At 68.8% G+C, this 22144-nt stretch carries 20 protein-coding genes and 1 riboswitch; of the genes, 6 read left to right on the top strand and 14 right to left on the bottom strand.

The window, feature by feature from the left end:
* Positions 1 to 6: 6 nt before the first annotated feature.
* From RZ84_RS02570 to RZ84_RS02555, 4 genes are all read right to left on the bottom strand, one after another.
* Positions 7 to 981 (bottom strand): GlxA family transcriptional regulator, encoded by a 975-nt coding sequence (locus RZ84_RS02570; RefSeq protein ID WP_043262922.1) that lies wholly within the window; start codon positions 979 to 981, stop codon positions 7 to 9.
* Between the two features lie 77 nt (positions 982 to 1058).
* Positions 1059 to 1481, bottom strand: coding sequence for a LuxR C-terminal-related transcriptional regulator (locus RZ84_RS02565; RefSeq protein ID WP_052229722.1), 423 nt, complete (start codon positions 1479 to 1481; stop codon positions 1059 to 1061).
* Positions 1482 to 1689: 208 nt separating this feature from the next.
* A complete protein-coding gene (locus RZ84_RS02560; RefSeq protein WP_241777526.1) occupies positions 1690 to 3147 on the bottom strand; it encodes an aldehyde dehydrogenase family protein in 1458 nt (485 codons plus the stop codon).
* 47 nt (positions 3148 to 3194) lie between these two features.
* Positions 3195 to 4502 (bottom strand): hydroxyacid-oxoacid transhydrogenase, encoded by a 1308-nt coding sequence (locus tag RZ84_RS02555; protein ID WP_052229721.1) that lies wholly within the window; start codon positions 4500 to 4502, stop codon positions 3195 to 3197.
* A 515-nt stretch (positions 4503 to 5017) separates the two neighbouring features.
* Between RZ84_RS02555 and RZ84_RS02550 the strand changes: the two genes are divergently transcribed.
* On the top strand, positions 5018 to 6397 hold the full coding sequence (locus tag RZ84_RS02550; protein WP_043262921.1) for an MDR family MFS transporter: 1380 nt from the start codon (positions 5018 to 5020) through the stop codon (positions 6395 to 6397).
* A gap of 117 nt (positions 6398 to 6514) precedes the next feature.
* Complete coding sequence (locus tag RZ84_RS02545; RefSeq protein WP_043262920.1) at positions 6515 to 7762, top strand: ATP-grasp domain-containing protein; 1248 nt, start codon at positions 6515 to 6517, stop codon at positions 7760 to 7762.
* A gap of 91 nt (positions 7763 to 7853) precedes the next feature.
* Here the strand turns inward: RZ84_RS02545 and RZ84_RS02540 are convergent, their stop codons facing one another.
* The 6 genes from RZ84_RS02540 to RZ84_RS02515 all read right to left on the bottom strand — a co-directional run bounded on the left by RZ84_RS02540 (position 7854) and on the right by RZ84_RS02515 (position 13823).
* Positions 7854 to 8957: a M14 family metallopeptidase gene (locus tag RZ84_RS02540; protein ID WP_043262919.1), complete on the bottom strand. Its 1104-nt coding sequence runs from the start codon at positions 8955 to 8957 to the stop codon at positions 7854 to 7856.
* Between the two features lie 136 nt (positions 8958 to 9093).
* Entirely contained in the window at positions 9094 to 9861 is a 768-nt protein-coding gene (locus RZ84_RS38735) for a hypothetical protein (RefSeq protein ID WP_043262918.1), read from the bottom strand.
* 12 nt (positions 9862 to 9873) lie between these two features.
* Entirely contained in the window at positions 9874 to 10602 is a 729-nt protein-coding gene (locus tag RZ84_RS02530; protein WP_241777524.1) for a hypothetical protein, read from the bottom strand.
* A gap of 21 nt (positions 10603 to 10623) precedes the next feature.
* Positions 10624 to 11583 carry a hypothetical protein gene (locus RZ84_RS02525; RefSeq protein WP_157878754.1) on the bottom strand — a complete coding sequence of 320 codons (960 nt, stop codon included), beginning with the start codon at positions 11581 to 11583 and terminating at the stop codon, positions 10624 to 10626.
* Positions 11584 to 11908: 325 nt separating this feature from the next.
* Positions 11909 to 12979 carry a hypothetical protein gene (locus RZ84_RS02520; protein ID WP_241777523.1) on the bottom strand — a complete coding sequence of 357 codons (1071 nt, stop codon included), beginning with the start codon at positions 12977 to 12979 and terminating at the stop codon, positions 11909 to 11911.
* A 325-nt stretch (positions 12980 to 13304) separates the two neighbouring features.
* Positions 13305 to 13823 (bottom strand): DUF1203 domain-containing protein, encoded by a 519-nt coding sequence (locus RZ84_RS02515; RefSeq protein WP_043262915.1) that lies wholly within the window; start codon positions 13821 to 13823, stop codon positions 13305 to 13307.
* Between the two features lie 722 nt (positions 13824 to 14545).
* Here RZ84_RS02515 and RZ84_RS02510 point away from each other — a divergent pair.
* Positions 14546 to 15001, top strand: coding sequence for a peptidoglycan-binding domain-containing protein (locus tag RZ84_RS02510; protein ID WP_043262914.1), 456 nt, complete (start codon positions 14546 to 14548; stop codon positions 14999 to 15001).
* A 286-nt stretch (positions 15002 to 15287) separates the two neighbouring features.
* Here RZ84_RS02510 and RZ84_RS02505 read toward each other — a convergent pair whose 3' ends face one another.
* On the bottom strand, positions 15288 to 16274 hold the full coding sequence (locus RZ84_RS02505; RefSeq protein WP_043262913.1) for an Lrp/AsnC family transcriptional regulator: 987 nt from the start codon (positions 16272 to 16274) through the stop codon (positions 15288 to 15290).
* A gap of 117 nt (positions 16275 to 16391) precedes the next feature.
* On the opposite strand from RZ84_RS02505, the gene RZ84_RS02500 reads away from it, so the two are divergent.
* Positions 16392 to 17183, top strand: a complete 792-nt coding sequence (locus RZ84_RS02500; RefSeq protein ID WP_043262912.1) for an SAM-dependent methyltransferase — start codon at positions 16392 to 16394, stop codon at positions 17181 to 17183.
* A gap of 112 nt (positions 17184 to 17295) precedes the next feature.
* Here the strand turns inward: RZ84_RS02500 and RZ84_RS02495 are convergent, their stop codons facing one another.
* Positions 17296 to 17973, bottom strand: coding sequence for a sigma-70 family RNA polymerase sigma factor (locus tag RZ84_RS02495; RefSeq protein WP_043262911.1), 678 nt, complete (start codon positions 17971 to 17973; stop codon positions 17296 to 17298).
* 153 nt (positions 17974 to 18126) lie between these two features.
* Between RZ84_RS02495 and RZ84_RS02490 the strand changes: the two genes are divergently transcribed.
* On the top strand, positions 18127 to 18585 hold the full coding sequence (locus tag RZ84_RS02490; protein ID WP_157878753.1) for a hypothetical protein: 459 nt from the start codon (positions 18127 to 18129) through the stop codon (positions 18583 to 18585).
* Positions 18586 to 18937: 352 nt separating this feature from the next.
* On the opposite strand, the gene RZ84_RS02485 is transcribed toward RZ84_RS02490, so the two are convergent.
* Positions 18938 to 20170, bottom strand: a complete 1233-nt coding sequence (locus tag RZ84_RS02485) for an MFS transporter (protein ID WP_078893525.1) — start codon at positions 20168 to 20170, stop codon at positions 18938 to 18940.
* Positions 20171 to 20270: 100 nt separating this feature from the next.
* Between RZ84_RS02485 and RZ84_RS02480 the strand changes: the two genes are divergently transcribed.
* Positions 20271 to 20735, top strand: a complete 465-nt coding sequence (locus RZ84_RS02480; RefSeq protein ID WP_043262909.1) for a winged helix-turn-helix transcriptional regulator — start codon at positions 20271 to 20273, stop codon at positions 20733 to 20735.
* Between the two features lie 218 nt (positions 20736 to 20953).
* On the opposite strand, the gene RZ84_RS02475 is transcribed toward RZ84_RS02480, so the two are convergent.
* A complete protein-coding gene (locus tag RZ84_RS02475; protein ID WP_052229719.1) occupies positions 20954 to 21655 on the bottom strand; it encodes a mechanosensitive ion channel family protein in 702 nt (233 codons plus the stop codon).
* A 287-nt stretch (positions 21656 to 21942) separates the two neighbouring features.
* A riboswitch (M-box (ykoK) riboswitch) is annotated at positions 21943 to 22116 on the top strand.
* The last annotated feature ends 28 nt before the right edge of the window (positions 22117 to 22144 follow it).

Below are 22144 nucleotides of genomic sequence, written 5' to 3'. Positions count from 1 at the left end.
CGGGGCTCATTGCCTGGTGGTGTCGGAGAACCGCCCCCGGAAGGCACGTCGGTACGCGTTGGGGGTGGTGTTCAGGGACCGCACGAACTGGTGGCGCAGGGCCGCCGCGTTGGCGAATCCCGTACGGTCCGCGATCATCTCCATCGTCTCGTCGGTGTTCTCCAGCAGCCGCTGGGCGCTCAGCACCCGCTGCGCCAGCAGCCAGCGGTAGGGGGTGGTCCCGGTCTCCGTCCGGAAGCGGCGGGCGAAGGTGCGTGGCGACATGCAGGCGCGTGCCGACAGCTGTTCGACGCTGATCTCCTGGTCCAGATGCTTCTCGGCCCAGACCAGCACCTCGCGTACGCCGTCCTCCCCGCAGTGCGCGACCGGTCGCTCGATGTACTGGGCCTGGCCGCCCTCCCGGTGCGGGGGCACCACCATGCGCCGGGCGATGGCGTTGGCGACGTCGCTGCCCTGGAGCTTGCGCACCAGATGGAGGCAGGCGTCGATGCCCGCCGACGTACCGGCCGAGGTGAGGATCGGGTCCTCGTCCACGTAGAGCACTCCCGGTTCGACCCGGGCCTTGGGGTAGCGCGCGGCGAGCGCTTCGGCGTACCGCCAGTGCGTGGTGCAGCGCCGTCCGTCGAGCAGGCCGGCGGCGCCCAGGACGAAGGCGCCGACGCAGACGCTCACCACCCGGACCCCGCGGGCCACCGCCTGGCGCAGGGCCTCCAGAAGGGCGGGCGGGAAGTCCCTGGTGTGGAAGTCGTCCCCGACCGGGATGGCGATGAGGTCGGCGTCCGCCAGCCGGTCGAGACCGTAGGGCGTGCTGATGGTGAACCCGGGCACCGCCCGCACCGACGAGGACTCCGCGGCGACGAGCGCGAAGTCGTACGCGGGCAGCCCCTCCTCCCGTCGATCGATCCCGAACACTTCGCATATGACGCCCAGCTCGAAGGGATGAACGTTCTCGAGCAGGACCGCGGCTACGTTCTTCAGCATGGGACCCAATGTGGCAGTAATGCGAGGGGTTCTGACAGTCTTCACACTGTTCCATGGCTGGATCGGCCCTCATACTCTCAGCATGGTCCTGAATCGGTGCGGAGTCCTGCCCGCGAACTCATGGGCGCTGTCGCATCGTTGAAGGGCTCATCGAGCGAGACGATCCCACTGCGGATTCCCAATACGACGGCTTGTGTGCGGTCGGATACACCCACCTTGGTGAAGACCGCGGACAGGTGGTTCTTCACCGTCTTCTCGGAAATTCCGAGCGCCCTGGCGACGCGGCGATTGGAATTGCCCTGGGAGACGAGCACCAGAATCTGGCGCTCGCGGGCCGTCAGGAGGTCGAGCGCCGCCCGGGCCGCGAGGACCCCCTCGGAGGGGGACGGTCCCGTGGACGCCCGTAAGTTCGCTATCAATTGCTCCTGGGCTGCGAGCGCGTCCTGTGCCTCGCCGAGCGCCTGGTACACGTTGGCGACCGCTTCCATCAGGGCCGCCACGGGCCGCGACGGCGCTCCGCAGAACTCGCAGCACCACTGATATCTCAACTCCGCAACGGGCCCTCGCGCAACACGTGACATGCGATGAATTCCCTCCGCCGATATGGGTGGATCGAATCGCGCTTCTCCGTAACGCTCGGGCTCCGGTGCAAAGCTCGGGCTTCTCCGCAGGACTCGGGGGACGGTGCGGGTGGGGCGGGGCGACGGGTCAGGCAGAAATCCGCGTGTGGATCGCCACCGTCTTGCACCGCGTGTATTCGCGCAGCGCCTCCAGCCCTTTCTCCACGCCGATTCCGGAGCGCCGGTAGCCGCCGAAGGGCAACTCGACTCCGCCGGCCGCGCCGTAGTCGTTCACGAATACCTGGCCCACCCTCAGCCGCCCGGCGAGCCAATGGGCCGTGGTCACGTCGGACGTCCAGACTCCGGCGGCCAGCCCGTACGTGGTGTGTTCCGCCAGTGCGACCGCCTCCTCCAGAGTGTCGAAGACCGACACGCACAGGACCGGGCCGAAGATCTCCTCGTTGAAGACCCGGTGCCGGGGGGCCACCTGGTCGAGGATGGTGGGTTCCACGTAGAAGCCCGCTGCGTACGCCTCCCCTTCGGGCACTCCGCCGCCGACGACGACCTCGGTGTCCCGGCGGCCCTCGGCCAGGTGGTCCAGGACCCTCGCGCGCTGTTTCGCGGAGATCAGCGGCCCCATGTCGGGATCGTCGATGCCCGGGCCGATGCGCAGGGCGCGGAACCTCTCCGCGAGGGCGGCCACCAGTTCGTCGTGCACGGACCGGTGGACGAGCAGGCGGCTGCCGGCGCTGCAGTTCTGCCCGGCGTGCTCCGTGATCGCCGCCACGATCTGCGGCACCGCCCGTACGGCGTCGTAGTCGGGGAGCACCAAGTGCGGTGACTTGCCGCCCAGTTCCAGCGTGACCGGCACGATGTTCCGCGCGGCCGCGGCCATGACGGCCTCGCCGACCTCCCGCGAGCCGGTGAAAGCGATGCGGTCCACGTCGGGGTGCGCGGCGAGCGCGGCTCCGGCTTCCGCTCCGTAGCCCGGCACGACGTTCAGGACACCTGCCGGGAGTCCCGCCCCTTCGGCGAGGTCGGCGAGGCGGAGCGAGGTCAGCGGCGCGTCCTCGGCGGGCTTGAGAACACAGCAGTTTCCCGCGGCGAGGGCCGGGGCCACGGTCCTGGCGGCGATCTGCAGCGGGTAGTTCCACGGGATGATGTGCCCGCACACGCCGTACGGTTCGCGCAGCGTGAAGGCCAGTCGGTCCGGCCGCTGCTGGATCGTTTCACCGCCGAGGGACTCCACCGCGTTGGCGTAGAAGTCGAAGTACCGGGCGGCGACGTCGGCGTCCGTCAGTGACTGGCTGATCGGCTTGCCGGTGTCGAGGGTCTCCAGCCGGGCCAGTTCCTCGCGCTCGCCGCGCACGGCGTCGGCGATGCGCCGGCAGACCCGGGAGCGCTCCACCGGTGTCGTGAACCGCCAGACCGTCTCGTACGCCTGCCGGGCCGCTGCCACGGCCGACTGGACCTCGGTCGGGCCGCACCGGGCGACACGTGCGAAGGGGCGGGCGTTCGACGGATCGAGGACGTCGATCCACCGCCGGGTGGGCACCCTCTTCCCCGCGATGACAGCCGCGTGTTCGGGTAAACCTGCTTCACTCACGGATATATCCAGATCCTTGACATGGGGGTGGGAGCGTTGTTTCGCCGTCAGCGCGTCATCGAGCCGACGATCACCCTTTCGAGATCGCGCGATACGACGTCACGCGGGCAGCACACCAGCAGCCGCTGCTGCTTGAGCGCGCCCTCGACGAGTGCGCGTACGTCCTTGGCGCGGTAGCCGAAGTCCTCCAGACCGGCGGGCCCTCCGGTGTCCGCCACGATGTTCAGCAGCGTCGCCGGAAGCACATCCGAACCGTTGGCCGTGGTCACTCCGTTGAGGTTTGCTCCGAGTAACTCCGCGGCGCGCAGGTGGCGTTCCGGAGAGGTCGGATAGGTGAACTCGAACGCCGCCGCCGCGGTGGAGACGACCGCTGCTCCGTGCGGGACCATGGCGTGGTCGACGTCGTATCCGTCCGGCCGGTACTCGCGGACCAGCCCGGCTATGGGGTAGGCGCAGGCATGCGGAATGTGGGTTCCGGCATTGCCGAATCCCATGCCCGCGAAGCTCGCGGCCCGGCTCATCCCCGTACGGGCCTCCAGATCGGCGGGGTTGAGCACGGCCCGCCTGAGGTAGCGGCCCACCAGTACCAGCGCCTGCTCCGCCCATACGTCGCTGATCGGGTTGGCGCCGATATACAGGGGGCGGTCCGCCGGTGTGGGATAGGGCGGGCGCCGGTCGTAGGCGCGTGCGGTGTACGACTCGCAGGCGTGCGTCAGGACGTCGTACCCGGACGAGGCGGTGACCGCCGGGGGCAGTGTCAGGGTGTTCGCAGGGTCCACCAGCGCCAGGGAGGGCAGCAGCCGCCGGTCGCTGATCCCGGTCTTCACGTTCAGGCCTGTGACGCCGAGGGCGACCATGGCGGTGCACTCGCTGCCGCTGCCGGCCGTGGTGGGCACCGCGACCAGCGGCTTGAGCGGGCCGGGAATCGGGGATCCGGCGCCGATCGGGGCGTTGAGGTAGTCGCGTACCGGGCGGCCGGGGTAACTCAGCAGCAGGTTCAGCATCTTGGCGGTGTCGATCGAGCTGCCGCCGCCGAGTCCGACGTAGCCGTCCACCTGGAGGGCTGCCAGTTCACGGGCCGCCTCGGCGCAGCTCTCGTCGGTGGGTTCCACCCGGGCTCGGTCGAACAGCGCGACCGAGATCCCTTCCTGCTCGATCTGCTTGGCGACGCGGGAGGGCAGACCGAGACCGGCCAGGACGGGGTCGGTCACCAACAGGATCGATGTGATACCGGACTTGCGTAACTCGTGGCCGATCTCCCGGGTGGCGCCGACACCGAATTTCAGCGGCGGAGCCTGCCAGTTGATTATTCGTTCCTGCTCTGGCGCATTTCCGCCCCACCCGAACGATTCCACAGCCCGACCCCCGCCTTCATACACTGAACTTGGAATTCCGGTCTCTGGACAATACGGTGAACATGATGCATAGTTGAATCACTCAGGTGATGTGGCTAAATTGTTGCCGATCACGCTAAATTCGACCGGATGAGGGCCATAGTAGACAGGCGGTTTCGGTCACGCCATAGGACTCTGGTCCTATGGCTGGATCGTCCTGGTATCACCGCCGGCAATCTTGAGGAACAATGATCGGCGGGGGCCTCCGACGGTGCGCCCGGGCCGCGGCAGCCTCTCAACAGGCCACTCGGTGCCCGCAGTTGGGTGGCCCGATTCAAGACATCGACATCGTGACCGCGCCCACTCCTTGACAAGCTTCGCCTTTGGGCAGGCAGTTCGTCACGGTGAATGGCTGCACGCCCTGCTCCCGCTCCCGCGGGCCGACCGGGCGCGCCGTACGGTGGTGGCAGGAATTCGAGGTTCCTCGTCAGTGCTGCCACTGTTGCTCCCACAGCTCCTTCCGCACAGTGAGCTGCATGGCACAGAACAACGCGACGAAAGCGTCGGACGGGGCCGGGAAGCAGCACGCGGGAGTGCGGCAGGTCTGGCGCGAGTCCCCTACAGCTGTGAAGTCCCTGCTGGCCGGCACCATGATCAACCGGCTGGGCGGCTTCGTGCAGGTCTTCATGGTGCTGTACCTGACCCATCGCGGCTTCTCCGACACCCAGGCAGGTGCGGCGCTCGGTGTGTACGGCGCGGGAGCTGTGCTCGGGACGCTGGTCGGGGGCTGGATGTCCGACAGGCTCGGACCGCGGCTGACGATGGTGTCCACATTGCTGGGGTCGGCCGTGCTGCTCCCCTGCGTCCTCTATCTGGACAACTACGGGGCGATCCTCCTGGTCATCGGCGTCAGCGGTGCGGCCGGCATGGCCTACCAGCCCGCCTCCACCAGCGTGATCAGCCACCTCACCCCCACCGAGCGCCACGTCATGATCTTCGCCATGGGCCGGTTGGCGATCAACCTCGGCACGACGGCCGCACCCCTGCTGGGCGCCGTGCTCGTCAAGGTCTCCTGGGACTTCCTGTTCTGGGGCGAGGCACTGGCCGTGGCGATCTTCTGCACGGTCGCCGCGACCACCCTGCCGCACCGTGTCGCACCGGACACGACCGGGTCGGTGGAGGCCGGCGCGGGTGACGGCGGGGACGCGCCCAGGGCCTCGTATCTTGCGGTGCTGGCCGACCGCCGCTATCTGCTGTTCCTGCTGGCGATGTTCGTCAGCTCCGTGATCTACATCCAGCACATCTCGGCTCTGCCGCTGACCGTGAAGCACCTCGACATGGGCGTCGAGGTCTATGCGGCGATGATCGCGCTGAACGGCATTCTCGTCATCGCCTGCGAACTCCTCGTCGCCAGGGTGGTACAGCGCTGGAAGATCCGCACAGCCGTGATCACCGGTGTCCTGCTGACCGGCATCGGCATGAGCATGTACGCCCTGCCCTGGGGCCTGGCCGCACTCGTGATCGCCACTCTCGTCTGGTCGCTCGGCGAGATCATCGGCTATCCGTCCCTGTTCTTCGCCTACCCCGCGCAGGCGGGCCCGCCCGGACTGCGGGGACGCTATCTGGGGGCCTCGAACGCACTGTACGGACTGGGCAGCGCGATCGGCCCGTTCATCGGAGTGATGATCTGGAACCGCTTCCAGGAAGGGCTCTGGATCGGCTGCGGGATCGTGGGGGTGATCGCCGGAGCCGCCGCATGGGGCGGGGTGCGTCCGGCGGCCGAGACGGCGGACAAGGACAAGGGCGAGGACGACGGCAAGGACAACGACAACGACAACGGCAAGGGGAGCGGGGACAAGAGCGGTGAGATCGGCGATGCGGGAAGCGCCGATGCGGAGATCCGTACGGGAACTTAGGACGGGCGCCGTATCCGTACAACGGAAGGCCGCACAACGGAAAGCTGTGCAACGGAAGACCGCACAACGGAAGGCCGTGCAAGCGGCGGGAACAATCGCAGAAGGGGAAGCAAACCGATGCCACGCCATGTAGTCCTGGTCGACCCCTATTCCGAGGCCGCCGAGTACGCCAACGCCTTTCGGGCGCGGGACATCGAACCGGTGGCCGTGCTCAGCACACCGGCACCTCTGAAATCGTATCTGCACGGCTGGAAGCCGGAGAACTTCTCCTCGACGCACTTCCACGACGGCGACTTCGCGAAGCTCGCCGGAATCGTGCGCGGCTATGATCCGGTCGCCGTCATACCCGGCAACGAGTCCGCGGTCAGGCTCGTGGACGCGCTGATCGAGGAGCTGACACCCGGGACGGGGAACATACCCGAGCTTTCCGCCGCACGCCGCGACAAGTGGCCCATGGCCCAGGCCGTGGCACGCGCGGGCGTTCCGCACCTTCGCACGTTCGCCACCGCGAGCGAGGAGGAGGCGGCCGACTGGCTGAGAGAGAACGGCCTGGAGGGACGGGCGCTGGTGCTCAAGCCCCGGTGCAGCGGCGGGACCGACGGGGTGCACAAGGTGGAGACCGGCGAGGACTGGCGGCCCTCCTTCCGGCAACTGCTGGGCTCCATCAACATGTTCGACCTCACCAACGACAGCATTCTGATTCAGGAGTTCGCCTCAGGAACCGAGTTCGTCGTGGACACCTACTCCGTCAACGGGGAGATGGGACTGGTGGCGGTGGTCCAGTACACCAAGTCGACCAGGGGGAACCGCATCGGGGTCTACGACGCGGAGGACTACCTTCTGCCGGACGATCCGCGGGTCGGCGTCCTGGAGTCCTACACGCGCCAGGTCGCCGATGCGGTTGGCATCCGTACGGGATGCACACACACCGAGATCATGCTGACGGACGACGGGCCCCGGCTGATCGAGATCGCGGCACGCCTCGACGGCGGCTGTGCGCAGCAGGCCGCGCGGCTCGCGACCGGAGACTCGCAGATCGACCGCACCGTGCGGCACCATCTGGACTCCGTCTTCACCCCCGGATTCGAGATCGTGCGGCCCACCCGGGTGGTGTGGCTCTCCGCCGCGAACAGCGGCACCATGAGCAATGCCGAGGTGCTCGACGCGGCGCGTGAGCTGGCCTCGTTCCAGAAGCTGGCCTGCCGCTACCCCAACGGCTCCCGGGTGCCCAAGACCGAAGACCTCTTCACCACGCTCGGCTGGGTGCTGCTCTCCACCCCCGACCAGGACGTCCTCGACCAGGACACCAAGCGGGTGCGGGAGATCGAGGCCAAGGTGGTGATCGATCCGCTCGGTCAGCCCTGACAGTGACACGGCCGGACGGCCCGGTCAGGTCGGGTGGGCAGCCCCACCCGACCTGACCGGGCCGTCCGGCCGGCGATCCACGTGCTACGTGCTACGTGTCGTCGGCGAGCCCGACGACGGCCTGGTCGAAGACCTCCCGCGCCCGCTGGAGCACCCGCCGGCGCCAGTCGGCGTCGTCGGGGCAGAACGCGTCGCGGATCAGCCGCTTGAGGTCCGAGCGCACGGCGTCGGCCGGTGCACGGTGTCGGTGCAGCCAGCTGTCGGCGCACAGCGCCAGCAGTACCTGGGGCCCCGGCCGGGTGCCGAACTCCAGGGTGATCGCGGTCAGTTGGCTGCCGGCGCCGAGGCCGTCCGCGACGGCGGTCGCCGTGTTGCCGACGATCGGTGTGGAGGAGGACGTGCCCTGTTCCGAGGCGGTGAGCGCCTCGCCGTACCAGCGACGGGCCCGCTGGTGGGCGTCCGCGTCGCGACCGCCGCGGAAGATGGGTTCGCCGGCACCGGGTTCGCCGAGCCCGGTGTGCAGGTCGATGTATCCGACGTGGGCCACGCCCGCCATCTGCTCGGCCACCACCGTCTCGAACACCCGCCGGGACCAGGTCGGCGCCTGCCCGCCGTAGAACAGACCGTCGGGGTGGCGGTACTGGCCTCGGGTAACGGCCTCCTGGAGACGCTGCGGGCCGAGCCGGTCGCGCAGCGCGGTGAGGTTCGCGACCAGCTCGCCGGCGGCGAACTCGTCGCCCTCCGGCGGCACCAGCGTGCCGTGCACGGCGTCGTAGGCGTGGTTGTGCGGCGGGGCGTCGTGGTCGACGAAGTTGCGGTTGAGGTCGATGTTGTCCTCGTTGACGCGCCGCAGATAGGCGAAGCCGTACGGGTTGAGACCGTGCACCAGCAGCACGCCGGTCGCGGGCCCCGCGGCGGCCTTCGCGACGCCTTCCCGCAGCAGGATCCGGGTCTGGCAGGCCGAACCGCAAAAGCCCTCGATGCCATGTGTCCCGGACACCGTCACCAGCAGCTTCTCCGGGTCGGGCGGCCCCAGATAGGCGGTGTCGACGCCGAGTTCGCCGCCGTCGGGCGCGCGGTGACCGGGCAGGACGAAGGTCCTCAGGCGTGCGCCCGCCTCTTGTGCCGCACCCAGGAAGTCCGCGCGTGCCCGGGAGTAGTCGAGGGCGAAGTCGAAGGGAGTCTCGTCTGCCATGCTGCCTCGCGCTCCTGGAGTTCCTGGCGTTTCTGGAGTTCCTGGCGTTTCCGGTGGGTGGAGTTCCCGGTGGACGGGGACGGCCGACGGGCCCGGAGCCCGTAGGAGACGCCGGACCCGGTCGGCCGGGTGAGGCTCAGCGCTGCGCCGAGGGCAGTGGCACCCCGAGGGCCGTGAGGATCGAGTGCGCCCCCGCCTGTGTGGGCACATGCAGCAGGCACAGCACCCGGTCGCCCGGTTCCGTGTGCTCGGCGAAGTACCGGTTGGCATCGGGCACATGACTCAGAGGTCGTTCCCGGTACAGGTCGAGCGGGCGGCCGATGCCGGGGAGGACTCCGCGAGCCGGGTCGAAGGCCGCTCCGGGGGCGAGTGCATCGGCGACCTCGGCCGCCAGGACCGCCTGGCTGTCGTCCTTGCCCGCGAGGTCCGGGTACATGCTGATGTCCGGATGACCGCTGAAGGCCGACATCGCGCAGTGCACCACGGGGTTGTACGTCTTGAGCGCGATCACCTCGGGGAACGGGCGGCCGTCGGCGAGCAGCCGGGCGAAGTGCGCCGCCCAACTCTCCTTGAACACCGCACCGTTGCGGTACGCGTCACCCACGAACTGGATCATGATGTGCAGACAGGTCCGCCCCGACGGCAGCCCCGCCCACCGCGAGGTGAGCAGCGCGACGACCCGGTCGCGCTCCCGGTCCACCCCGACGACGACGTGGTCGGCCTTGGTCAGCATGTCGCGGCGGAGCGTGAAGAGTTGGCGGGTGCGCAGCCCGGGCATGGTGAGGACCAGGCCGTCCACGATCCGCTTCTCGGTCTCGGTCGGCAGGTCCCGGCCGGGCGGCAGGGTCAGTACCTCGACTCGCCGTCCCCCGGCCGGCCGCGTGGCACGGCCGTCGTCAGCCACCGCCGTCCCCGCTCAGACGTCGGCCGCGGTGGGCAGCGGAATCTGCGCGTCGCTCCTGCCGATCACGGTGAGCTGGTGCAGCTCCACGAAGTACAGCTTCCACAGCCAGTAGATGTGGTGGAGGTGCTCGATGACCTTCTGCTCGGCGGTCTCCGAGGTGACGAGTGTGGACAGCACCCGCCACACGAAGTCGTCGTGGTCGTCGTCGAGGTCGGTGTTGACGTGCGCGCGGGCGCCCTTGACGTTCTCCTCGCCGAGCACGTTGCCCAGGTTGTCCAGCCATTCGGGCTGGGTGCGGGTGGTGACGTACTCCACGAAGTACACGCTGGTGATCAGCGCCAGCGGGCTGTTCTCGAACTCCATGCCGTACTGGAGGTATCCGGTGAGCAGCTTGGTGGAGAGCATCGGCTCGGTGGAGTAGATCTGGTCCTTGGTGACCCCGACCTTGGCGAGGTCGGCGGCGAACAGCCGGTCGTGCAGCATCTCGTCGTCGGTGTAGTGCGCCCATGCCTTGGCCTGCACCGGGTCCACCTTGGTGAAGTACTTGATGGCCAGCGCGTCCACGGTCCGCTTGCGGCGCAGCCGCAGGATCGTCTCGATGTTGTGGCGCTTGTAGTAGTCGAGGTTCAGCTCGGCGGAGTTCTTCTGGTGCCGGGCATACGGGACCGTCTCGTAGAAGTCCTTGATGAAGGTGTCGAGGACCGCGTCGACCTTCGTGCGCAGTTCGGGGTTGGTCGTCATGGCGTGCATTCCTCCTTGGGGTCAGTGGCAGCCGCAGCCGGCGCTGGAGACGCGCTGCATCCGGCCGCGGCGCACCGCCTTGCGGGCGCCGAGCACGGCGGTTCCGTCCGATGTCAGCAGCGAGCTGCGGGGGCAGAGGAAGGCCAGGGCGAAGCGCGTCGCCGGAGTGACGCCCAGCCCGAGGTTCACGACGCCGCCGGTCGCGCCGTACACCTCGTTGGGGCCGCAGTTCGCCGGAATGACCTCCGTGGTGGTGTTGATCCCGAAGCCGAGTTCCCAGATGACGCGGTAGCGCGGGTCGTCGGTGAGGAGCTTCTCCAGCTCCGCGGCGGCCGGTGCCGCCGACGCCGTCTGTGGGCTGATGCCCTCGATGCTTCCGGCGGCGACGTGCAGCGTCACGGCGTTGGCGACGAGCGGTGAGAGCGCCTCGAACAGCCGCTGCTGGTCGGCGCCGTCGGCCGGGTCCTGGTGGCGGTGGACGATGGGCCAGCCGCGCAGGGTCAGGTCCCCGTTGAGGCCGAGCAGCCGGGCGTCCGGTGCGAAGGTGGTGATCTCCGCGGCGGTGACGCTCAGCTTCCCCGGCGGGAAGATCTGCTGGTCGCCCGCTTCCAGGACGCCCGCCTGCTGGTTCCAGACACACTCGCCGAGCCCCTGATCGAACTCGGCCTCGGTGCCGGAGGCGTCGTCGACGATCGCGAGTGGGCCGCTCTCTGACACCAGGTCGAAGAACTCCTCGGCCACCCGCGCGTGTTGGCCGGCATCGGTGCGCGCGGCGGTGCGCAGGAAGTAGCGGATGTGCTCATCGGTCAGCGGCGTGGATCCGGCCGGCAGCACGGCCAGCTTGCGCCCGCCCAGTTCCCGCTCGGTCGGCGAGTCGAGAAACCGCCCGGGGCAGACCGCCAGCACGTGCGCGTCCGCGGGAACGCCCCGTGCGATCATCTCGCCCAGGCGCGCGCCGGGCGGGAGCGTCAGGTGGAGCACGCGGGAACATCCGTCACCGGGAAGCAGGGAAAGCGGCTCGCCGTGCTGTTCACTCGTGATCAGACAGAATGTCTCGGCCGGCTCGCCGAACTGACCGAAGTCGCTTGTTGTGAATTCCAGCGATGGCACGGGTGCACTCCCCAGAAAAGACAATGAGAACCCCACGGCGGGGCATTGTTCATGCCCCGCCGTGGGTCGGTACTCAGCCCAGGAGCGTGCCCAGGTAGTTGCGGTTCTTCTGTACCTTGATCTTCTTCATGAGAGTCACCTCCAGTTTGTTTTATTTCGTTGCATTCACCCCGGCGCATCGGGCGGTCGTGCTCCGCTAGGCGGCGGGAACGACCCGCTCGACGGTGGGGTGGTCCGGGTGGCCGATCACCGCGACTCCCTTACTGGTCAGCACGCGGGTGTCGGGCACGATGATGTCCAGGTGGTACTGGGTGTACGGAGTGAGTCCGAGGCCGAAGTGCAGGCAGCCTTCGGTACCGCCGTACACCTCGTTCATGGCGTGGTTCCCGGGCAGGATGTCGTGCGAGACGTTGAGGGCGTGGCCTATCTCCCACACGATCCGGTAGCGGGAGTCCACGGCGAACATCTGCTCCAGCATCGCCACCGCCGGCACCGCTCCGGCGTCCAGCGCCGCCAGACGCGTGATCCTGCCGTCCTCCACGGTGGCCTTGATCGCGTTGCTGCGCATCGCCCAGAGCCGGGAGTGGATACGGGCCTGGTCGACCCGGGAGAAGGAGGGCGTGCCGTTGTGCAGGATCGGGTACCCGCGCAGCGTGATCTCGCCCTCCAACGGCAGCTTCAACGCCTCGTCGAACTCCCTGATCTCGACCGGCAGCACGCTGATCTCACCGGACGGGACGATCTGCTGGTCACCCCAGTCCAGCGGTCCGGCCTGCTGGTTCCACACCAGGCCCTCGCGCAGGTGGTCGAGGGTGGCGCGGGTGCCGTGCACCGGGTCCGCGTACACCAAGTGGTCCGAATCCTCGGCCAGTTCGAAGAACGTGTCGCAGAACGCCGCCTGGTCGGCCGCCGATGTCCGCTCCATCACACCGAGGAAGTGCCGGATCTCGTCAAGGCCGGTGGGCGTCGAGTTGCACGCCATGCCCATGATCTTCCGCTGCCCCACCAGGTCGGGATCCGGTGACTCGAAGAACCTGTAGGGGGATACCACCAACACGTGTGCGGGTTCCGGAATCTTCTTGTCGAGGATTTCCGTGAAATCGTCTCCCCGATCCAGTGTGATGGTGAGGAACTCCCGGTAGGGAACGGTCTCGACGACTTCGATCCGATCGACCAACTCGGAATTCGTGATCAGGCAGAAGCTACTTCCGGTGGCTTCACCGAACTGACTGAAGCGGCCAGGATCAATGGTTATCTGTGCGGACACGATCACTCCCGTCATGGCCTCTGCATATTCCCTCGACGTGGCCATCACTTTGGCTGACCGCAGAGTCGTTCCGCTATAGGACGAAGGTCCCTGCACCCGCACCCTGTTCGGTCCACGCCTCGCTCTGTGCGGGAGCGCGCCGCCCGGTGTACGGGGCGGCGGAACGCTCGGGCGGTCAGGCCCCGCGCCCCGCCCGCCACGACCCCCTGGCCGGGCCGCGGGCCTGCCCCGGTCTTGATCATCTGCCGGTCGCGGCACAACACAACAGCCGTACGCGGGACGGTCATTCCCGCCATTCCCGCGGAGACGGGAGTGACGACGGGACCTAGTGTCGCCGCACCTCGAACTGGAAGCAGCCGTACTCCAAGGCCCGCACGTGCACCAGTGCCACCGCTGGGTCGGCGAACGCCTCCTCGAAGGCTCGGTCGAATCCGGCCTCGGCGTCCTCGGGGATCTCGAAGAAACGTCCCCCGACGATGTGCCCCTCGACGTCGTAGCGACGGATGGTGCGCAGCGCCCCCGGCCGTGCGAAGGGATAGCCCCGGGTGTCCCGTGGCCCCTCGCATTCCTCGGCGTGGATGAACACCGGCCCCGATTCGTCGTACGCTCCGGGCTTTGCCCCGGTCGCCGCTGCCCAGCGCCGCAGCGGCGCATACGAGACGAGTGCGACCCGTTCACCGGGTTCGATGGCCCGCAGGCAACAACGTAGCGGGCTGCCCACACAGTTGAGGGGGACGCCGTCCTCGCGCGCGCAGTAGGGCTTCAGGGGTCGCCCGGAGTCGTCGGCTTCGCGGAGTTCCCTGAGAACGGTGGGAGCGATGGGAAGGGGGATGTATGCGGTCATGGGTCCAGCGTCGTGGGCGCGTCCCTGGCGCGCTGGCGGAATTCGGACCTGAAGGCCGGCGGTGCGGTTGGGGTGTCAGCCGGTCGGGCCTCGCGGCGTGTGTGGGGCACACGCGTCGCGGTGCGTACCCGGTGCCGCCGTGGGGGACTCCGGTGTGGGCTCTGGCCGCTGCCGTCCAGGCCGCCCACAAGTACCGACTCCCGCACCGGAAGTTGGGGTGTCGGGATGTTCCGAAGTGATGTGGCGATGAAGCGGAAGGAACGGCGTCCGCCGAACGGCGGGCTGTTCGTCTCAGGCGCGGGTACCGCAGCAATCGGCGTAGGAACGGCCATCAACGCGTCCATGTCCGGTTGGCTTTCCGACCGTGGCAGGACCTGCCGGCGCCGCGGTCGGGGGTGATCCGGATGCAGTCCGATCGGGTTCCGCGGCCTCGCGGAACCAGTCATTTCTGCGCGCGTGGAGCGTGACACCGTGCGCGACAAGTGGTCACGTGTGTCCCGGCTCGTGACATCGCGCCTGTCGCCTCACCGGGTGTTCAGGTCGCTGAATGCCCGCAACCGTCCCCAGGGCAGGTGTGGTTCTCGGTCAGGTTCCTGGTGGGCCGGATTGATGCGCAACCCTCTGCACGGCGCTCGACCCGCCTTCAGCGGTGCTGGTAGATCCCTGCCTGCATGTGGTCAACCCCGGGCAGCAACCGCCCAATCGGAAGAAGGGGACTATTCATGCTCAGACGCGCAAAGGCCGCTGTCGGCCTCACGGCCGCCGGCCTGGTACTCGGTCTGACCGGCACCCTCGCCGGCGCAACCACAGCCACCGCCGCACCCGCCCAGCAGGTACCCACCCGGACCGTCACCATCCAGGCCGTCAACAACCTCGGCCTCACCACCGACGAAGCCAAGAGCGTACAGTGCTACGTCCGCGACGCCGGATTCAACCCCGGCGCGGTTGACGGCCAGCTCGGTTCCAACAGCTGGAAAGCCTGGCAGGGTTTCCTCAACAACCGCGGATTCCATGCCGGAACCGCCGACGGCATCGTCGGCCCCAACACCATCCGCGGCCTCCAGAGCTTCCTCGTCTACCTCGGCTACGACACCGGCGGCGTCGACGGCATCGCCGGAACCAGGACCAGGGCCGCCTGGCAGGCGTTCTCCCACCTCAACGGCGGAAGCTGGTGCTGACTGACCATCCGTCGCGGCGTACGAGGGCGCTCTGTACCGCGTAGCCGTTCCTGAAGGTCGGCCGGAGGACGGCCAGGACAGGCAACCGCAGTCAACGCCGTCGTCCGACCGTGTCCAGGGGCCCCGTTTCCGCAGGTCGCCATGGTCCCCGCAAGAGGCCCTCGCCGCCCACTTCGGCCGCCGGCCCTCCAGCGAAGCCTTCAGCGCAGCCCTGTGCTTCCACGCTGACGCCCTCGACGTCGCCCTCGCAGGCAAACCAACGCAGAAGCCCTGACGTCACGGACACTTACGGTCGGATGCTGTGAGGGGTGGGTGTCGGCACGGTGCCCACCCGTTTGAGGTGCCGGGTGACCGGAGTGGTTTCCGCACCGAGCACGCCGGCGAGGGTGCCCACGCGCGTGGCCAGGTAGTCGTAGAGGTCGTCCGCATCCCGGCACAGCAGGACCGCCACCACATTGCTCCGGCCGGTGGTGGTGGCGGCGTAGGCGACCTCGGGGTGTTCGGCCAGGGTGCCGGACACCCGGTTCAGCTCCGCGGGCGCGACGGTGAGCCAGAGCATCGTCTCCAAGGGACGGCCGTAGAGCGACGGGTCCATCTCCACGTCGAAGCGGAGCACTCCGGCATACCGCAGCTCCTCCATCCGGCGCCGCACGGAGGACTCCGACCAGCCGGTGGCAGCCGCCAGTTGAGGTACCGCGGCCCGTCCGTCCTGGGCGAGTACCCGCAGCAGCCGTTCGTCCCGCTCGGTGAGTCGGAGGGCTCGCGAGGTGTCCACGGATCGGGTCAGGGCCGCGGTCTGTCGTGGGTCCAGCGCGCTCATACTGCCGCGCCAGCCCGATTCCCCGGCGACGATGCGCAGTCTGCACTGGGCTTTCACCGCGGTCAGCCGGGAGGTCTTGGGCAGCTTGGGCAGCAGCAGGCTGCCGTTGAGCGAGCCCTGACGGGCCTGTGTGACGCAGGTGATCTCGGTGCCGCCGGAGGACAGTCCGACCCAGCAGGTGTCCGTCCGTTCGGCCAGTGCCTGGGCCACCGGCAGCACCGCCTCGGGTGCGCAGGCAAGGCGGACGAACCACTCGACCATGCCCGTCCGACGGACATCCGGCAGTCCGACCACCCGCAATGCCTGTGCCTCGCGTAGTCGTTGGTAGCGGCGAGCGACGGTGCGGTCGGAGGTGCCGATCACGTCTGCGATACGGCTGAACGAGGCCCGCCCGTCGAGCCGCAGAGCGTGTACCAACTGCCTGTCCAGCGTGTCCAGTACGACGGATTCCACCGACGAACGATACCTCGGCGTCGGGTTTGCCGGGCGCGTGGGCGATTCGGGGCAACGAAGGGAGAACGGGCGGCACTCTGGGATCCGTACCCGACGTTGTGCGTGACAGGAGTTCCCATGCCTTCTCTCGATCCGGTCGCCAGGACCGCCCGGCTGACCGCCGCCCTGCGAGCAAGGGAATCCGAGCGGCCCGATCGGCTGTTCACCGATCCGCTGGCCGCGGTACTGGCCGGGGACATCGGGCGGGAACTGGCCGACCGACTGGGCGATGCGCCCGCCATCGCGATTCGGACCCGGTTCTTCGACGACCTGCTCACCGAGATGACCGGTGGTGAGGACGGACCCCGGCAGCTTGTCATCCTCGCGGCGGGCATGGACACCCGGGCCCACCGGCTGCCCTTCCCCGCCACCACCCTCTACGAGGTGGACCGACCGGAGCTGCTGCGCCTGAAGGAGACGTTGCTGGCGGATGCCCCCGGGCCGGCTTGTCGCCGGGTCGCCGTCGGTGCGGATCTCGCGGGTGACTGGCCCCGGTCGCTGGCGGAGGCGGGCTTCCGGGCCGAGCTACCCACCTGCTGGCTCGTCGAGGGACTCACCCAGTATCTCCAAGAGCCTGACGTGCTGCGACTGTTCGACCGCATCACCGCCTGCTCGGCACCCGGCAGCCGTCTCCTGACCGATTTCGTCGCCGGATCCTTGCTCCGCGACCCGGAAGCCCGCCCCATGCTGGACGCACTCGCCGAGCAGGGCGCGCCCTGGCACTACGGCACGGATGCGCCCCAGTCCCTTTTCACCGAGCGCGGCTGGCGGGTGGAGTCGGTGTCGTTCGCCGAAGTCGGGCAGGAGATGGGGCGATGGCCTCAGGACAGCAATGCGGCCGGGGGCTACCTGGTGCATGCCGGGCGGTGAGGACGGAGGCCGCGTGATCGTGGGGGAGGGGCAGGGCAGACTGGGAAGGAGTGGGCTCGGTGAGTCCAGGAGGGGTCGGATCGTCGGCGATCGTGGAGCTGCGTGTGCCCTCTCAGGTGAGAAGAACGCGCAGGTCTGCCTGGGCTCGTTTGACGAGGTTGCGGGCGGTGTGGTCGGAAACTCCGAGGTGGCGGCCGATCTGGCGGTACGAGCGTGCCGGCCGGTCGTCCAGACCATAGCGCAGGACCAGTGCGTCGGCCTGACGCGGGTCCATGCGGGCCAGGGCCGAGCGGGCCGCGCTGATGAAGTCCTGGGTGACGGCTGCTTGTTCGGGGTCGGCGAGGGGGTAGCCCGGGGCGGGTAGCTCCTCGTCGTCCTCGGTGGCCGTGATGTGGAGTTGCCGGTGGAGTGCGGCGACGGTGTTCGGTGAGATCCCGAGGGCGGCTGCGGCCAGGTTCAGGCTGTCGGCGTGCTCGTCGAGGGCGCGGCGCAGGGCGACCGTGCGGCCGACCAGGTCGGCGGGCAGGACGGTGGGAAATTCCTGTTGGGAGATGGCGCGCTGGATCTCCTTGCGTACCCAGGTACGCGCGTATGCGGCGAAGGGCACGGCGCGCTCGGGATCGAAGCGGGCCGCGGCGATCAGCAGACCGAGGATGCCGGCCTGCCGCAGGTCTGCCCGGTCGATGTGCCAGGTGCGGTAGCGGGCGGCCTCCCGTTCCACGAGGTGGCCGTGCTCCATGACGAGGCCGTCCCGCTGGACGGCGTCAGGTTCGGCGTGGTGGCTGCTCACCGCGGTGCTCTCCCGGGTCGGTGTCGGTCTGCCTGCATTCGGTCTGCCTGCATGGGGATACCGGGACAGTCGCCGGATGCGAGGTTCGCACCGTCGCCGGTTGCCGGTATCAACTCCGGCGACCGCTTAATGCCGGATCTGGAAGGTCTGCTCATGTCCGATGCCAGCAACGCCCCCTGGAAGGCAATCAAGATCGTCCCCTATGGGGCGGTTCTGCATGTGCCGGAAGATTGGGAGGCGCTGCCTCCCGTTCCGGCCAACGGTCCGGAGATCCTGCGGGCCACGGGCGGCCCGGGCAGGCACCTGATCGTCTTCAAGGTGCCTGCCAACGGCCTGACCGCGGCCGGGGTCGCCGACAAGGCCCAGGAAAGGCTCGCAGCCCATGGCTACGACGACTTCACCCGCGCCGAGGTCCGGTTCGCCGGACAACCCGGAGTGGCACTGGACTTCGTCACCCACCGCACCGGCAACGCAACGGGCATCCGCCGGACGCGGGAGTACTTCGCGGTCCGGGGCAACGCCGCCTTCGTGCTCGGCATGGGAAGCACGACGTGGGAGGAGCACCTGCCACTGATCGAGCGGATCGCCGACCGGTTCGAACTCGCCGATTGATCAGCCCCCACCGCTGGGCGCCGCACCAGCGCTTTGCGGTCCTTCACCGCCTCTTCCAGGCTTCGGCAAAACCGTCCGGCGCCGAAGCCTGGAGGAGTGATCGACGTCGGTCCGGACACCTTCGCGGCCACGCCGTTCGTGAGGCTGGTGATCTACTGCAACCGCGGCCAGGGCCGGCCTCCGCCGTAAGGCCGGTGGTCGGGACCCTGCCACGCCTGTCCGCTACGGAACCCATTGCCCCTGGCCGTGGTGCAGGCGCTCCTGCGCGTCGCACTCCGCCCGACCCGCCTGGGTGAGATCGAAGCGACCCCGGTCCACCTGATCGCACTTGGCTGCCATGGGATTCAGGAAGTCACGACACTCGGCCCAGGCGCCGGGTCGTCGCCCACAGCAGCAGGGCTGAGCAGCTGAATGCCGCTCCCAGGGCGGACACCCCGCTCCACCCGGCTGCCGCGTACGCCGTGGAGGAGCCGATGGCGCCGAGGGCGCTGCCGGCCGAGTAGAAGACCATGTAGCCGCCGATGATTCTGCTTCCCGCATCCGGGTGGACGGCGTAGATGAGGGACTGGTTGGTGACGTGCACGGCCTGGACGGCGAAGTCCAGGAGGACCGCTCCGATCGCCAGGGCCCAGAGCGACTGCCGGGTAAGGGCCAGGGGGAGCCACGACACGGCGAGCAGGACCAGCGCGGAACCCGTGGTCCGCTGGGCGAGACCGCGGTCGTTCCATCGACCGGCGGCTCCCGCGGCTGCTGCTCCGGCGGCTCCGGCGAGCCCGAAGGCGCCGATGGCGGTGTGCGTCAGTGACCAGGGGGGACTGCTGAGTGGCTGGACGACGCTGCTCCACAGCGTGCTGAAGGCCGCGAAGACCAGCAGCGCAAGTGTGCCGCGGACCCCGAGCAGAGGGTGGCGGGCGAACAGGACGACGGTTGATGCCAGCAGACGTCGGTACGGCATGGTGACTGTCGGCGGCCGGTCCGCCGGCAGGGCGAGGCGCAGCAGCACGGCGAGCATGGCGGTCAGCACAGCCGAGAAGAGGTAGACGGCGCGCCATCCGGCCAGGTCGGCCACTACGCCTGCCACGGTGCGGGCCAGCAGAATGCCGGTGATCACTCCGCTGGTGACCGCTCCGACGATCCGCCCTCGTAAGGCGGGAGCGGTGAGGTGGGCCGCTGCGGCGACCATTGTCTGGGCGACGACGGCGAGCGCACCGATCGCCGCGAGGGCGGTGAGCAGCGCAGTGATCCCGGGTGCCAGACCTGCGATCAGCAGCGCGGCGGCGAGCAGGCCGAGCTGGAGTGTGATCAGTCTGCGCCTGTCGACGAGGTCGCCGAGCGGGACGAGCAGGAACAGGCCCGCGGCGTATCCGAGTTGGGTGACCGCGACGACGGCGCCGAGCAGGCCGGAGCCGAGCGAGAACTGCTCGCCGAGCGTGACCAACAGGGGCTGGGCGAAGTAGACGTTGGCCACCGCGCTGCCGCAGGCGACGGCGAAGAGCAGGACCAGGCGCGCGGGTGGCGGGCCAGGTGGAACGAGTGCGGTGTTCACGGCCGTCTGGCCGCTGGCCGTCGAGCAGTCGCTCGGCATACGGCGCCCTCCCCATTCATGGTTGCAACATGCTGCCTGCTGGACCCTAGGTCAGGAGGTAGCATGTTGCAACCAAATGTGTTGCGAAGGAGGAAGTGCGATGGTCGCGCGCACGCGGTTGGACGCCGAACCCTGTCCCGTTGCCCGGTCGGTCGACGCCATCGGCGACTGGTGGTCCCTGCTGATCGTGCGCGACGCGTTCGACGGCAGTCGCCGCTTCGGTCAGTTCCAGCGAAGCCTGGGCATCGCCAAGAACATCCTCACCAGCCGGCTGCGTACGCTGGAGGCGACCGGGGTGATGGAAACCGTGCCCGCCTCCGACGGCAGCCGCTATCGGGAATACGTGCTCACGGAAAAGGGGCGCGCACTCTTCCCCGTCATCGTGGCGCTGCGCCAGTGGGGCGAGCTGCACTGCTTCGGTCCGGGGGAGGCGCACTCGCGACTGCTCGACCGCCGGAACGGGCACCCGCTGAGCCCGCTGGAGATCCGCTCCAGCGACGGGCGCCCCATCGACCCGGACGAGACCATCGTCGAAAAGCTCCCCCCTGCGGACGGCGCCGGCTGACTCCACCTACCGCCACGGCACGGCCCGTCCCACCACGGACCCGATCGACGGAAGTCGTACGTCCCCCGATCCGCGGGCGATCCCATAGCCCCCTCTCACGCGTCGACCACCAAAGCGACCAAACGCGCCCATATCCACCTCGGCACGGCCATCGCGGCAGCACTCACGATCTGACTCGGCACAGGATCGCCCGGCAGGCGGGAGTTTGACGACAGGGCCTAGACCGCGGGCCGTTCCTGGAGAGCCTTCTCCGCTTCGGGGGTCTCGCGGTCGGGGCGGCCGATGGCTGCTCCGAGGACGGCGTTGTTGGGTAGGAGTGTCTTGCCGTTGTCCGTGTGGAGTTCGACGAACAGCAAGGTCATGTCGGTTACCTCGCCCTCGATCCGGCCGCCCAGTGGACCCGACTGGATGGTGATCCGCTCGCCGATCGTGAACGGGTGCGCGACCAGCAGGACCAGCCCGGCGAAGATATTGCCGAGTACCGGCTGGGCGGCGATGCCCAGGATCACGCCGGTCAGCGCACCACCCAGCAGCAGCTTGCCCCACGGCACCCGGACCAGGCTGAGCGCGCCCAGGATCACCAGCGCGTACCCGGACAGCAGGCAGATCACCCGCAGCGCGGCGGAGCGATTGTCGCTGATCCGCCCGGTCAGCAGTTTCACCAGATCGTCCGTGGCCCCGCGCACGGCGATCAGCGCACCCACGAGGAAGACTCCGGCGCTGATGCCGGCGATCACCCGGGAAGCCAGTGACTGATGATTGCCCGGGCTCCCCAGGAGTCCGCCGAAGTTGAGCGACACGACGAGCCCGCCGAGAGCGAGCGACGTGGTGATGACGGCCCGCCGGGTCCGGATCACTCCTCGCCAGTGCAGCCGGTGCCCGGCGGTGGTGCCGCTCGCGGCGTTGTGCGCATGACCCACTGATGTGCCCCCGTGTTCGATTCTGTGGTGTGGGTGTCGCGCAGCAGGTTACCCATGCTCACGGGGTCGTCATGACCGCCCTGTTCCCGATACCCGTTCGGCCTGTCGCTGATGGATGGGGCACGAGCCGGCAATGGGCGCGAGTCGGCGACGGGGTACGAGTCGGCGATGGGGCAGGTGGTGCGTCGGTGGGCTCCGGTCTCCGTGGCCGGTCACCTCAGGCCATGGGCTCACCCATCGATTGCATGATTGCGCAAGTGGTGGGCTATGCTCGTCGAGGTTTGAAGGAGGCACCTCGTTCGGTGAGGCGTCTGCGCGGACACAGGCCACTGACCCCACGACGTCGAGAGACGCCCAGGTTCAGGACAGGTCTCCCCGGCCTAAGGGGTGACCCCAAGTGGCTTCCCCCGTAAGGGGATTACGCCGTGCAGTGCCAAAGCTCTGACGAGTTGGGGTGAGCCGGTGATGAGACCGGGCTGCCCCTTGCCG

This window comes from Streptomyces sp. CT34 (assembly GCF_000805335.1).
Taxonomy (GTDB): domain Bacteria; phylum Actinomycetota; class Actinomycetes; order Streptomycetales; family Streptomycetaceae; genus Streptomyces.
Note: the sequence above shows the minus strand (reverse complement) of the source record. Positions and strands in the feature narration are given on the sequence as shown.

Coding starts and splice junctions, on each gene's coding strand:
- RZ84_RS02515 (WP_043262915.1), bottom strand. CDS start 13,823: ATGACCGCATACATCCCCCTTCCCATCGCTCCCACCGTTCTCAGGGAA.
- RZ84_RS02500 (WP_043262912.1), top strand. CDS start 16,392: ATGCCTTCTCTCGATCCGGTCGCCAGGACCGCCCGGCTGACCGCCGCC.
- RZ84_RS02510 (WP_043262914.1), top strand. CDS start 14,546: ATGCTCAGACGCGCAAAGGCCGCTGTCGGCCTCACGGCCGCCGGCCTG.
- RZ84_RS02545 (WP_043262920.1), top strand. CDS start 6,515: ATGCCACGCCATGTAGTCCTGGTCGACCCCTATTCCGAGGCCGCCGAG.
- RZ84_RS02540 (WP_043262919.1), bottom strand. CDS start 8,957: ATGGCAGACGAGACTCCCTTCGACTTCGCCCTCGACTACTCCCGGGCA.
- RZ84_RS02570 (WP_043262922.1), bottom strand. CDS start 981: ATGCTGAAGAACGTAGCCGCGGTCCTGCTCGAGAACGTTCATCCCTTC.
- RZ84_RS02480 (WP_043262909.1), top strand. CDS start 20,271: ATGGTCGCGCGCACGCGGTTGGACGCCGAACCCTGTCCCGTTGCCCGG.
- RZ84_RS02490 (WP_157878753.1), top strand. CDS start 18,127: ATGTCCGATGCCAGCAACGCCCCCTGGAAGGCAATCAAGATCGTCCCC.
- RZ84_RS02530 (WP_241777524.1), bottom strand. CDS start 10,602: ATGACGACCAACCCCGAACTGCGCACGAAGGTCGACGCGGTCCTCGAC.
- RZ84_RS02485 (WP_078893525.1), bottom strand. CDS start 20,170: ATGCCGAGCGACTGCTCGACGGCCAGCGGCCAGACGGCCGTGAACACC.
- RZ84_RS02550 (WP_043262921.1), top strand. CDS start 5,018: ATGGCACAGAACAACGCGACGAAAGCGTCGGACGGGGCCGGGAAGCAG.